The 12,120-nt window shown below is 71.7% G+C and carries 12 protein-coding genes; 3 read left to right on the forward strand and 9 right to left on the reverse strand.

Annotated features, from left to right (window positions below):
- Positions 1-150 precede the first annotated feature (150 nt).
- The 7 genes from CGL27_RS13550 to CGL27_RS13580 form a co-directional block, all read right to left on the reverse strand.
- Positions 151-1,023 carry a PmoA family protein gene (locus CGL27_RS13550; protein WP_119986879.1) on the reverse strand — a complete coding sequence of 291 codons (873 nt, stop codon included), beginning with the start codon at positions 1,021-1,023 and terminating at the stop codon, positions 151-153.
- The gene (locus CGL27_RS13555) at positions 1,020-2,234 is read right to left on the reverse strand and encodes a Gfo/Idh/MocA family oxidoreductase (RefSeq protein ID WP_119986881.1); all 1,215 of its coding nucleotides are present in this window, start codon (positions 2,232-2,234) and stop codon (positions 1,020-1,022) included. Before CGL27_RS13555 ends, CGL27_RS13550 begins: the two co-directional genes overlap by 4 nt.
- 46 nt (positions 2,235-2,280) lie before the next feature.
- A complete protein-coding gene (locus CGL27_RS13560; RefSeq protein ID WP_078640770.1) occupies positions 2,281-3,180 on the reverse strand; it encodes a carbohydrate ABC transporter permease in 900 nt (299 codons plus the stop codon).
- Positions 3,177-4,103, reverse strand: a complete 927-nt coding sequence (locus CGL27_RS13565) for a sugar ABC transporter permease (protein ID WP_119986883.1) — start codon at positions 4,101-4,103, stop codon at positions 3,177-3,179. The genes CGL27_RS13560 and CGL27_RS13565 overlap by 4 nt, the downstream gene beginning before the upstream one ends.
- 118 nt (positions 4,104-4,221) lie before the next feature.
- Complete coding sequence (gene araD, locus CGL27_RS13570; RefSeq protein ID WP_078640772.1) at positions 4,222-5,982, reverse strand: L-arabinonate dehydratase; 1,761 nt, start codon at positions 5,980-5,982, stop codon at positions 4,222-4,224.
- Positions 5,979-6,881: a dihydrodipicolinate synthase family protein gene (locus CGL27_RS13575; protein ID WP_119986885.1), complete on the reverse strand. Its 903-nt coding sequence runs from the start codon at positions 6,879-6,881 to the stop codon at positions 5,979-5,981. The genes araD and CGL27_RS13575 overlap by 4 nt, the downstream gene beginning before the upstream one ends.
- A 79-nt stretch (positions 6,882-6,960) precedes the next feature.
- Entirely contained in the window at positions 6,961-7,629 is a 669-nt protein-coding gene (locus CGL27_RS13580) for a GntR family transcriptional regulator (protein WP_119986887.1), read from the reverse strand.
- Positions 7,630-7,802: 173 nt separating this feature from the next.
- On the opposite strand from CGL27_RS13580, the gene CGL27_RS13585 reads away from it, so the two are divergent.
- Positions 7,803-8,417 (forward strand): kinase, encoded by a 615-nt coding sequence (locus CGL27_RS13585; RefSeq protein WP_240450489.1) that lies wholly within the window; start codon positions 7,803-7,805, stop codon positions 8,415-8,417.
- On the opposite strand, the gene CGL27_RS13590 is transcribed toward CGL27_RS13585, so the two are convergent.
- On the reverse strand, positions 8,368-9,543 hold the full coding sequence (locus tag CGL27_RS13590; protein WP_119986889.1) for an MFS transporter: 1,176 nt from the start codon (positions 9,541-9,543) through the stop codon (positions 8,368-8,370). The genes CGL27_RS13585 and CGL27_RS13590 overlap by 50 nt on opposite strands.
- A 290-nt stretch (positions 9,544-9,833) precedes the next feature.
- Positions 9,834-10,754 carry an ornithine cyclodeaminase family protein gene (locus tag CGL27_RS13595; RefSeq protein ID WP_078640776.1) on the reverse strand — a complete coding sequence of 307 codons (921 nt, stop codon included), beginning with the start codon at positions 10,752-10,754 and terminating at the stop codon, positions 9,834-9,836.
- 127 nt (positions 10,755-10,881) lie between these two features.
- Between CGL27_RS13595 and CGL27_RS13600 the strand changes: the two genes are divergently transcribed.
- Both CGL27_RS13600 and CGL27_RS13605 read left to right on the forward strand, forming a co-directional pair.
- Complete coding sequence (locus tag CGL27_RS13600; protein ID WP_119986891.1) at positions 10,882-11,574, forward strand: GntR family transcriptional regulator; 693 nt, start codon at positions 10,882-10,884, stop codon at positions 11,572-11,574.
- A gap of 216 nt (positions 11,575-11,790) precedes the next feature.
- Positions 11,791-12,081, forward strand: coding sequence for an amidohydrolase family protein (locus CGL27_RS13605; protein WP_240450490.1), 291 nt, complete (start codon positions 11,791-11,793; stop codon positions 12,079-12,081).
- Positions 12,082-12,120 lie beyond the last annotated feature (39 nt).

Raw genomic sequence — 12,120 nt, forward strand, 5'->3', positions numbered from 1 at the left:
CTCGTGGGTTCCCTTGCGGTTGCTGGTCTTGAGGTCGCGCCGCCTTGGCTAGGACGGTGGCCGTGTGCGGGCCGGTTGTGCCCACCCGTTCCGCCAGGGGGCACCTCCCAGCGGTAGCTGGGGGAGGAACGATTGCCCACAACCTGTTGCTCATACGGCCGCTCCCCTGTCGGAGAGTTGGGCTGCCAGGCGGGCTGCGGTTGGGCGGGGCAGGCGGCCGTCGGTTATCGCGGTGACGATGCGTCGGGTGACCGTGTCGGCGGGGGCGAGGGGCAGTGGCCGGTCCGAGGCGAGGGACGAGCCGACGCCCGCGTGTTCCCCGGTGCGCACGCACCACGGGTCGGCCCGGGTGTCGCCGGTCGCGCCGGCGAAGACCAGCGTCCACTCGTCGGTGGCCAGCGCCAGCCAGTCCGCGGGCCGTCCGTGCACCGCCGCCGCGCCCTCGCCGTCGGCGCTGAAGACCTGCGCGGGCTCGGGGCGCCGCGGGACGCGCCAGAAGAAGCCGCCTGTGTGGCCCGCCCCGCCGATGGCGAGCTCCTGACCTGTCACATTGGTGAGGGCGGAGGTGAAGTCCAGCGCCCAGCACGCCGTTCCCAGGGACCGTACGGCCACCGTGCGCCGCTCCAGCAGCAGTTGCCGCCCGCCGACCGCCCATGACAGCTCCTCCACGAAGCCATCGGGATCGCGCAGCAGCCAGCTCAGATGGCGCTGGCTCCCCATGTGGTCCAGGCGGCCCTGGTGGTCCAGGCGGCCCTGGCCGCCCCGGAAGTCGTATCCGGCCACCTCCGGGATGGCCATGGACACACCCAGATGGGCCGGATCCTCGGTGGGCCGCAGCCCGGTGACGGTGACGCCGCCGAGGGTGCGCACGGGGTGCAGATACGGGCGCGGCGCGAGCATGCCGGGCAGTTGGGGGCGGTGCACATACGACCCGACGACCCGGTTCTCATGACGCAGCACGGTGCAGGGGGGACGGCGGGTGAGGGAGGGGGTCAGCGGGTTGGAGGGGGTCAGGGGTGTCATGGGTGCGGGACCTCCGCGGGGCGTGCGGCCCAGGGGGCGCGCAGTTCCGAGTACAGGGCGAGGCGCTCGGCGCCGGCGGTGACCAGTCGGTCGATGCCGGTCACCACGCGCCGCTTGGCGGCTCGCGAGGCGACGCCCGCACCGGGCTCGGTGCGCCAGGCGTCGGCGGGCAGCGGGACCGGTGCGGGGGCGGTGCGGACCGCCTCGACGACGCGCATGAACGCGCCGGTGCGGTCCGGTGGGACGAGCAGTTCGGTGCCGTCGCGCAGATGGGCGACGAGGTTGTCCAGCAGATCGGTGCGCGCGTGATCGGTGGTCTCGGGCGGCGCTCCGTCGCGTTCGACGCGGACCCGGTCCAGCTTGTACCAGAAGGTGATCCGCCCCCGGTCGCCGTGGAGGACCACATACGGCTCACCGGGCTCCTCCGCGCACAGGGTGACGGCGGCGGCGACGGTGGTACCGCGGCTGGTGCGGATCCGTACGCAGGAGGTGTCGTCGGCCTCGATGGCGTTGGCCCGGTACAGCTCCAGCTCGATACCGGCCACGTCCTCGGCCCGGTCGGCGCCGCCGAGGTGCAGGGCGGTGGCGACGGCGTGGGCGAGGGGGTTGGTGAGGACGCCGTCGACGACGTCTCGGCCGTCGAGGGTGCGGTGTCCGGCCCACGGGGCGCGGGCGTAGTAGTCCTCGTCGCGGGCCCATGCCCCGGCCGCGCCGATGCCGCGGATCGCCCCTATGCGGCCGTCGGCGACGATGTTCCGGATGGCGGGCAGGGCGTGGGAGCCGAGCGACTGGAAGCCGATCTGGCAGACGGTTCCGTGGCCGCGCAGTCCTTCGCTCATCCGGGCGAATTCGGCGTACGAGGGTGTGGGCGGCTTCTCCAGCAGAAGGTGCGCACCGCGTTCGGCGGCGGCGAGGGCGAGGTCGGCGTGGGTGTGGATCGGGGTGCAGACGACGGCGATCCGGGCGCCGGTCCGGGCCACGAGTCCGGCCAGGTCGGCGGACTGCTCGGGCTCGCCGAGCCGGTCGCCCAGCTCCTCCCGGGTGAGCGGCCGAAGTTCGCACACCCCGGCGAGCCGGACCGTTCCTGCGACGGCCAGTCGGCGGATGTTGTCCAGATGCCAGCGCCCATGGCCTCGGGCGCCCGCGAGGACGACGGGTATCGGTTCGTCGGCCGGGGCTTCCCCTCGTCCCCGGGGGTGCGCCATGCCCATGCTCGGACCTCCTTGTCCGCATACGTTGTGCCGCCGACCGTTTCGGTCAGCCCTTGACCGCCCCCGCGCTGAAGCCGGTGATCAGCCATTTCTGGATGAAGGCGAAGACGATGACGACGGGCACCGCGGCGATCACCCCGCCCGCCGCGAGCGCGCCCAGGTCGACGCTGTCCGCGCCGATGAGAGTGTTGAGGCCGACCGGGATGGTCTGCTTGTCCTGGGAGCTGAGGAACATCAGCGCGAACAGGAAGTGGTTCCAGCTGTGTACGAAGGCGAAGGAGCCGACCGCGATCAGCCCGGGGCGCAGCAGCGGCAGCACCACCGCGCAGAAGGCCCGGAAGCGGCCGCAGCCGTCGACCCACGCCTGTTCCTCGAGCGACACCGGCACGTTCTTGATGAAGCCGCTGATGAGGATGATCGACAGGGGTAGCTGGAAGACCGTCTCCGCGATGACCACGCTCCCCAGCGAGTTGATCATCTGCAGGTTCTTGAAGATCTCGAAGAGCGGTACCAGCATCAGCGCGCCCGGGATGAACTGCGAGGCCAGCAGCGCCAGCATGAAGCCCTTTTTGAGCCGGAAGTCGAAGCGCGCGAGGGCATAGCCGCCGGCCAGCGCGACCGCTGTCGTCATCACCAGCGAGGCGACGCCGACGATCATGCTGTTCTGGAAGAAGATCCCGAAGCTGCGCTCGTTCCACACCTTCTGGAAGTGCTCACCGGTGATCGGCCAGGGCACCAGCGCGTTCGAGCCCGCGGGGCGCAGCGCGAACAGCAGCATCCAGTAGAAGGGGACGAGGGTGAACAGCAGATACAGGCACAGCGGCAGATAGATCTGCCAGCGCGGTACGCCCTGGTCGAGCCCGCGCCGGCGCTTCCCGCGGGCGGTGGGCGGCGGGGCGGCCGCGGGGGCGGGCCGGGTGCCCTGCTCGGCGAGTGCGGCGGTCACTTGGTCTCGCCTCCGAACTTGCTCAGGCGCAGATAGAGGATCGAGCAGAAGAGGAGGATCACGAAGGCGACGGTGGTCAGCGCGGAGGCGTAGCCGAAGTCATGTCCGTTGATCCCGGTGTTGGCGACGTACAGCGGAAGGGTGGTGGTCTGCCCGGCCGGTCCGCCGCCGGTGAGGGTGTAGAGCAGATCGACGTTGTTGAACTCCCATACGCCGCGCAGCAGCGTGGAGAGGATGATCGCGTCCTTCAGATGCGGCAGGGTGATGTGGAAGAACCGCCGCGCCCGGCCCGCGCCGTCGACGGAGGCCGCCTCGTAGAGGTCCTGGGGGATGGACTGCAGGTCGGCGAGGATGAGGATCGCGAAGAACGGGACGCCGCGCCAGAGTTCGGCGACGACGGCGGCCCAGAAGACGGTTCCGGTGTCGGAGAGCACCGAGGTGCCGTACGTGCCGATCCCGGCGTCCGCGAGATAGCGGCTGATGCCGGTCGAGGGGTTGTAGAGCAGCATCCAGATGGTGGTGGTCAGCACCCCGGACACGGCCCAGGGCGAGAAGACCAGGGCGCGGGCGAGGCCGCGGCCGAGGAAGGTCTGGTGGACCAGCAGGGCGAGCGCGAGGCCGAGCAGGAGCTGCAGCAGCACCTCGGTGACGACCCATTTGCCGCTGAAGACGAGCGTGTCCCAGAACTGCGGGTCGTCGGTGAGGATCCGGGTGAAGTTGCCGAAGCCCGCGTAGCCGTTCCGCCAGGGCTTGGTGACGTTGTAGTTCCGCAGGCTGTAGTAGAGGACGCTGAGCATCGGATAGGCGATGAAGCCCAGCATCAGCAGCCCGGCGGGGGCGATCAGCAGGTACGGGAGGCGGCGGGCCGGTCCTCCCGTACGGCGCCGGGTGACCCGGGGCGGTTTCGCCACGGCGTCGGCCATGACTGCTTCTCCGTTCTCGGAGTCGACGGTGTACGGGTCGGTGAAGCGCTTCCGTGAAGCGCTTACCGAATGTCGTTCGGTATCTCGTACAAAAAAATTTGGCGCTGAGGAGGTGGCGTCAGCCCGCGTAGGGTTCGGGCACCGCCCCGGGGCGGGCCAGGAAGCGGAAGTCGCAGCCGGTGTCCGCCTGGGTCATCTGGTCCTGGTAGAGCGCGCCGTAGCCGCGCTCGTAGCGGGGCGGCGGGGCCGTCCACCCCGCCCGGCGCCGCGCCAGCTCGGCGTCGTCCACCTCCAGCCGCAGCACCCGCGCCGCCACGTCGAGGGTGATCTGATCGCCGTCGCGGACGAGGGCGAGCGGGCCGCCCACATACGACTCGGGCGCGATGTGCAGCACACAGGCCCCGTAACTGGTGCCGCTCATCCGGGCGTCGGATATCCGCACCATGTCCCGCACCCCCTGCTTGAGCAGATGGTCGGGGATCGGCAGCATCCCGTACTCGGGCATTCCGGGGCCGCCGAGCGGACCGGCGTTGCGCAGCACCAGCACACTGTCCTCGGTGATGCCGAGACCGGGGTCGTTGATGGTGGCCTGCATCGTCTTGTAGTCGTCGAAGACCACGGCGGGGCCGGTGTGTTTCAGCAGCCGGGGCTCGGCCGCGATGTGCTTGATGACCGCGCCGTCGGGGCACAGATTGCCGCGCAGCACCGCCACTCCGCCCTCCTCGGCCAGCGGGTTGTCGCGGGGCCGGATCACCTCGGGGTTGTGTACCAGGGCGCCGTCGAGCTGTTCGCGCAGCGTGGGGTGGGCGACGGTGGGGCGGTCCAGGTGCAGAACGTCCGTCAGCCGGGAGAGGAAGCCCGGGAGCCCGCCGGCGAAGTGGAAGTCCTCCATCAGATACCGGCCGCCGGGCCGCAGATCGGCGAGCACGGGGACGGTACGGGCGATGCGGTCGAAGTCGTCGAGGGTGAGCCGCACCCCGGACCGGCCCGCCATGGCGATCAGATGGATCACCGCGTTGGTGGAGCCGCCGAGGGCGAGCACGGTCGCGACCGCGTCCTCGTACGCCTCCCGGGTGAGGATCTCCGAGAGCCTGAGGTCCTGCCAGACCAGCTCGACCACGCGTAATCCGGCGGCGGCGGCCATCCGGTCGTGCCCGGAGTCCACGGCCGGGATGGACGAGGCGCCGGGGACGGTCACGCCCAGTGCCTCGGCGGCGGCCGTCAGCGTGGAGGCGGTGCCCATCGTCATGCAGTGGCCGGGCGAACGGGCCAGCCCCCGCTCCAGCTCGGACAGCTCGCAGTCGCCGATCAGCCCGGCCCGCTTGTCGTCCCAGTACTTCCACATGTCGGTGCCCGAACCCAGCACCTCGTTGCGCCAGTGCCCCGGCAGCATCGGTCCGGCCGGGACGAAGACCGCCGGAAGGTCGGCGCTGGCCGCGCCCATCAGCAGCGCCGGGGTGGACTTGTCGCAGCCGCCCAGCAGTACGGCGCCGTCGACCGGATAGGAGCGGGCAAGTTCCTCGGTCTCCATGGCGAGGAGGTTGCGGTAGAGCATGGGGGTGGGCTTCTGGAAGGTCTCGGAGAGCGTGGAGACCGGGAACTCCAGGGGGAAGCCGCCCGCCTGCCAGACCCCGCGCTTGACCGCCTGGGCGCGGTCGCGCAAGTGGACGTGGCAGGGATTGATGTCGCTCCAGGTGTTGAGGATCGCGATGACCGGCTTGCCGAGGTGCTCCTCGGGGAGATAGCCGAGCTGGCGGGTGCGGGCACGGTGGCTGAAGGAGCGCAGGCCCTCGGTGCCGTACCACTGGTGGCTGCGCAGCTCCTCGGGGCGCTTGCGCGGTCTCGGCGGGGTGCCCGCATCGCTGGGACGGGCGCTCATACCGACCACCCCTCGACGATCGCGGCGACTTCCGCGCGCCTCGGCTCGGGCAGCGGCTTGCTCGGGGCGCGCACATCGCGGCGGCACAGGCCCATCGCGGCAAGCGCTTCCTTGACGACCGTGACGTTGTTGGCGGACTGCCGCTCGGCTCTGAGGTCCTCGAACCGCCGGATCTGTTCCCACACCTTCATCGCACCCGGATAGTCCCCCGCGCGCAGCGCGCCCAGCATGTTGAGCGAGACGTTGGGGGCCACGTTGACCAGGCCCGAGGTGAAGCCGGTGGCGCCGACCGCCCAGTAGGAGGGCGCGTACAGCTCGGCGAGCCCGGCCACCCAGACGAACCGGTCCAGCCCGGCGTCGCGCGCGACGGCCGCGAAGCGGGTGGCGTCGTGGACCGCGTACTTGACCCCGATGACCTGGGGGCACTCCTCGCCGAGCCGGGCGATCGCCGCGCCCTCGATCAGCGGATTGCGCAGATACGGCACCACGCCCAGCTCGGGGACGGCCTCGGCGATGGTGCGGTGGTAGTCGATCCAGCCGTCCTGGGCGACGTACGGATGCACCGGCTGATGGACCATCACCATGTCGGCCCCGGCCGCGCGGGCGTGGCGGGCGGCCTCGACGGCGGTGGCCGCGTCATGGCCGACGCCGACGAGGACGGCGGCCCGCCCTGCGGCCTCCTCGACGGTCAGCTCGGTGACCAGCCGCCGCTCTTCGAGGGTGAGGGCGTAGAACTCCCCGGTGTTGCCGTTCGGGGTGACGGCCTTGACCCCGCCGTCGAGGAGCCGGCGCAGCAGGGCGCGGTAGGCGGTGCGGTCCACGGCGCCATCGACGTCGTACGGAGTCACCGGGATCGCCACGACATCCGCGAGCGCCGTCCTCAGCGGTGAGTAGTCCATACGAACCCTTTCTCTCGATGTTCGGCATCGGGCGAGCTGTTCGGATGGTGCTGGGGTCGGCGACCGGGGCCGCCGGGTGCTACGCCCCGTCCGGGTACTCCCCGTCCGGACACTCCCGGTCCGGGAAGGCGCGCTGGACAAAGGAGGCGATGTGGTCGTGCAGGGCGCGGCCCGCCCCGTCGGCGTCGCCGCCGAGCGCGCGGGCCAGGATCTCCCGGTGCTCATGGGCCTCCTGCTCCCAGGAGGGCACCGCCTGCCAGGCGACGGCGGACACCAGCGCGGCCTGGTCCCGCAGTTCGTCGAGCATCCGGGTCAGCAGGGGGTTGCCGCAGGGCAGATAGAGCGCCCGGTGGAAGTCGCGGTTGGCCAGCGACCGCCCGGCCGGATCGTCAGCCGCGTCCGACCGCTCCAGCGCGGCCCCGGCGGCCTCCAGCCCGGCCCGCGCGGCGACGGTCCGGCGCAGCGCCTCGGGCTCCAGGAGCAGCCGCACATCGTAGACGGCGTGCGCCATCGCGGTGTCGACGGTCCTGACGGTGGCCCCCTTGTACTCGCTCATCACCACGAGCCCCCGCCCCGCGAGAGTCTTGAGCGCCTCCCGTACGGGCGTCTTGGACACCCCGAACTGCGCGGCCAACTCGGCCTCCACCAACGCCTGTCCGGGGCGCAGCCGCCCGGTGAGAATCGCGTGCTTGACCGCCTCCAGCACGTACTGGGTGCGGGAGGGGATCGGGCTCGGGGCGATGTCCATGGCTGCTCTCAGATCTCACATATCGCGTCTCATATATGACGTATGAAGTACGACGCGATGAAGTTAGGGCGGCCCCAGGGCTTCGTCAACGGTTCTGGCAAAAATTCGCGCACGGCGGGCAATCGCCCGCACACGCCCCGCAACTCGCCGCCGACGCCGCTAGCGTGGCCCGGATGAGGGTGGGTTCCGCGACGACGCGGCTGATCGTGCTGCGCGGCAACTCCGCGTCCGGCAAGTCCTCCGTCGCCGCCGAGCTGCGCGCCCGCTACGGACGCGGCCTCGCACTGGTGGGCCAGGACAATCTGCGCCGGGTCGTGCTGCGGGAGCGGGACACCCCGGACGCGGCGAACATCGGCCTCATCGACACCGTGGCCCGCTACGCCCTCGACCACGGCTTCCACGCCGTGGTCGAGGGCATCCTCTACGCCGCGCACTACGGCCCGATGCTGGACGCCCTGTGCCGCGACCACCAGGGCCGCACCCACGCCTACTACCTCGACGTCCCGTTCGCCGAGACGCTGCGGCGGCACGCCACCAAACCGCAGGCGGACGAGTACGGCGAGCCGGAGATGCGCGACTGGTACCGGCCGCTGGACCTGCTGCCGGGCGGGGGCGAGACGGTGATCCCGGCGACGAGCGCGCTGGCGGAGACGGTGGGGCGGATGATGCGGGACGCGGGGTGGGCGGCGCCGCCCGAGACCGACGGCGCCGAGGCCCAAGGACCGCCGTCCGCCGCCCCTATGCCCGCTCGGGTGCCTCGGCCTCCGTCGGGTGGGGGTGGCCGGTGAGGGCTTCCGGGAGGGCGGGCTCGTGCAGGGTGCGCAGGAGGAGCCAGCCGAGGGCGGGGAGGGCGATCAGGGGGGCGAGAGCGGTGCGCAGGGTCGTGGCGTCGGCGAGGGTGCCGATGAGGGGGCTCGCGAGGCCGCCGACGCTGACGGTAAGACCCAGCGTGACGCCGCTCGCGGTGCCCACGCGGCGGGGCAGATAGTCCTGGCCGAGCGTGATGTGCAGGGAGAAGGGCACGTACAGCCCGGCCGAGGCGAGCGCCACGCAGAGGTAGAGCGCCGGGCCGGGGACGAGGACGACGCCCGCGACGGCGAGGACGGTCAGGGCGTAGGACCACTGGACGACCGGGATACGGCCGTAGCGGGTGGCGAGCCCGCCTCCGGCCACCGTGCCCGCCGCGCCGCCGACATAGAGCACGAACAGGGCGGCCGTACCGGCCAGTTCGCCTCCGCCGACGCGCTCGCGCACATAGAGCGAGATGAACGCGCTCAGCCCGACGAAGACGATCGAGCGGCACATGATGGCCCCGGACAACCGGAGGAACGAGGGCCAGTCGTCCCTTCCGTCTCCCCCACGGCTCGTCCGCGCGGACCCGGTCGCCGCGCCGGGGGCCCTGAGTACCCGTAGCGTGGCCGCGCACAGGGCCGCTCCGGCGACGGCGGGGACGGCCAGCAGCGGGGAGGCGCGCAGGCCGCCGGTGGCGATGACGGCGGCGACCGCGAGCGGCGCGGCGGCGAAGCCGATGTTGCCGCCGAGGGAGAACCAGCTCATCGCGGTGTGGCTGCCCCTGCTGGCCAGCCGGGCCACCCGGGTGGACTCGGGGTGGTACGCGGCGACGCCGATCCCGGAGACGGCGACCACCACCAGGGTCAGCGCGTAGGAGCCGGTGACCCCGCTCAGCGCCACTCCGGCTCCGCCCACCAGCGTGCTCACCGGCAGCAGCCACGGCATGGCCCACCGGTCGGTGAGCGCCCCGAACAGCGGCTGCACCACGGACGACAGCAGCGAGGCCGCCAGCACGACACCGGAGGCGGCGGCGTAGCTGTAGGCCCGCTCGCAGACGAAGTACGGCACCAGCGCGGCCACCGCTCCTTGGTAGATGTCCACGCAGGCGTGGCCCAGGGACATCAGCGCGATGGCTCTGCGATGTGGGGTGTTCCGTTTCGTCGACACCCTTCGATCGTGGCGATGCCACAAGGTGTCGCGCTTCCGATAACCCGCCGACCCGTCCCGGAAACCCGCCACAAGAGAAGAGCGGCGGGCCCCGGGCATGAACTCCGGTCGGCGGCGGGAGAGATGGCCGTGGCTGGTCCGTTCGTCCCGCCTGAACCGCGCCGGGCACAGGGGGCCCCGCGCACCCGCGGCTCACGCAGGCGGTGCCGCCGAGCTGCCCGTGCTGGATCTGGCCCGGTCGCCGTTCAGGGCAGGAACTTGTCGGCCAGCAGGCGGGCGATGGCCCAGTCCTGCATGGCGACGCCGACAGTCTTGAATACGGTCCGCTTGCCGCGCGGCGGTTCGGGGGCGGACAGGGCGGCACCGAGTTCGGTGAGGTCGTCCCGGGTGATGGCGCCCGATTCGAGGGCGTGGAGGATCTCGCCGGACTCCTCGAGGATCGCCTCCAGCTCGTCGATGATCACGGTGCTGCTGGCGAGGAGTTCGTCGGGCAGCTCGCGCATGGTCGGACGGAAGGCGCCGATGGCGTTGACGTGGACCTGGGCGGGCAGGGCCGCTTCGGCGAAGAGCGGACTGGTCGCGTTGGTGGCGCAGCAGACGATCTCGGCGTCGCCCACCGCGGCCTCGGCCTCGGCGGCGGTGCGGATGTGCGCGCCGGTCAGCTCCGGGGCGAGGGTCTCGGCGAGGGCTTCGGCGCGGCGGGGGTCGGCGTCCACCACGGTCAGCTCCCGCAGGGGGCGCACGGTGTGGACGGCACGAACCTGGTCGGGGGCCTGCCCGCCCGCTCCGATGATGGTCAGCCGACTGGCGTCCGCGGGAGCGAGGAGGTCGGTAGCGGCCCCGACGGCGGCCCCGGTGCGCAAGGTGGTGACCGCTCCGGCATCGGCGACCAGGCTGTCGACGCGACCGGTCTCGCTCCACACGACGGTGCCGGCGATGGCGGGCGCGCGGTCGAAGTTCAGGCTCAGCGTCTTGATCATGGCGGAGGCGGTGGCGCGGTGATGCGCGGACATCACCAGGAACCGGCCGTCGCGCAGGGCGGTGCGGGTCGGCATCTCGAAGCCGCCCGCGGCCAGATCGATGAAGCCGCCGCGCACCGCGTCAATGGCCTCGCGCATGGTGACGGCTTCGCGGATCTCGCGGGGGCCGACGGTCATGGTCTGCATGGGGCTCCGAATCTTTATACAAGGGCTCTCCGCCGTATCGCGGGAGAGCGGACCGACCAGTAAGGTATTACACCTTACCTCTTCCCGGCTGGCTGGGGGGAGGGCGGCGTCGTGTTATGTATGAGGTGTGACCGATTCCAGCCCCGCCTCAGCCAGTACCTCCACCGGCCCCCTGAAAGCGGTCAGCCTGCGTGAGCTGGCCCTGGAGGAGTTGCGCACCCGGATCGTGCTCGGACGGATCGAGCCCGGGGAGGTACGCAGCGTCATCAGCCTTGCCGAGGAGCTCGGGGTGTCCATCACGCCGGTGCGTGAGGCGGTGATGGATCTGGCCAATCGCGGCATGGTGGAGGTCATCCGCAACCGCGGCTTCAGGGTGCCCGTCCTCAGCGAGCACGACCTGGACGAGATCTTCCGTATCCGCACGCTGCTGGAGGCGCCGGCGATGGCGGATGTCGTCCAGGTGCTGGACGGGGCGCCGGTGCCGCGGTTCCGGCGGCGCGCGGAGGAGATCACAGCGGCGGCCAGGGAAGGGGATCTGGCCACCTTTCTGGACAAGGACCGGCAGTTCCACCTCGGCCTGCTGGAGCTGCTGGGCAACGGCCGCCTGGTGACCATGGTCGCGCAACTGCGCGACCAGGCTCGCATGCAGGGGCTGCAGAAGCTGGCGGAGCAGGGCGAGCTGACCCGGTCCGGCGAAGAACACATCGCACTGGTGGACGCCATCGAGGCAGGGGAGGGCGAGCGCGCGGTGGAGCTGATGCGCAGTCACCTCGCCCACAGCCGCGGCATCTGGGCCGGTCGTACGGAATCCGTCGGCTAAGACCTTCGACGGTCGGTGCGGGCCCGCTCCATACGGGCCCGCATCGACGTGTGCCCTGTCGGCTCAGCCGCGGACCGGGCGGGGAGCGCCGTCACCGGCCTCGCCCGCCTGCCCTCCCGCCTGCCTGCCTGCCCAGCACGATCTCCGTGTACTCCAGCAGCAGATCCCAGCCGATCAGCCGGCGACCGGCTCACCCAGGACGGCATAACCATCGGCGTGGGCCGATCCGGCCGCTCCGCCACCACCACCGCCGCCGCACTGCTGCGGATGACCGGCCAGATCGGGACCGTGGCCCCGGGAGCCTATGCCGACCTGCTGGTCGTCGACGGCAACCCGGCCGAGGACCTCTCCGCCCTGCTCGACCCCGAGCACCGGCTGGCGGGCATCGTCGCCCGCGGACGCGTGACCAAGAAGCTCACCGGCCCGGACACCGGCTCCCCCCACGACGCGTACCGGCCGGGTGTCCTTCTGCGGATCGAGCACGAAGCCGTCGCCCACCCGGCCTGAGCAGGGGAGGCTTCGGCCAAGGCTTCCACTACGGCTCGT

This window comes from Streptomyces sp. 11-1-2 (assembly GCF_003595545.1).
GTDB classification, from domain to species: domain Bacteria; phylum Actinomycetota; class Actinomycetes; order Streptomycetales; family Streptomycetaceae; genus Streptomyces; species Streptomyces hygroscopicus_B.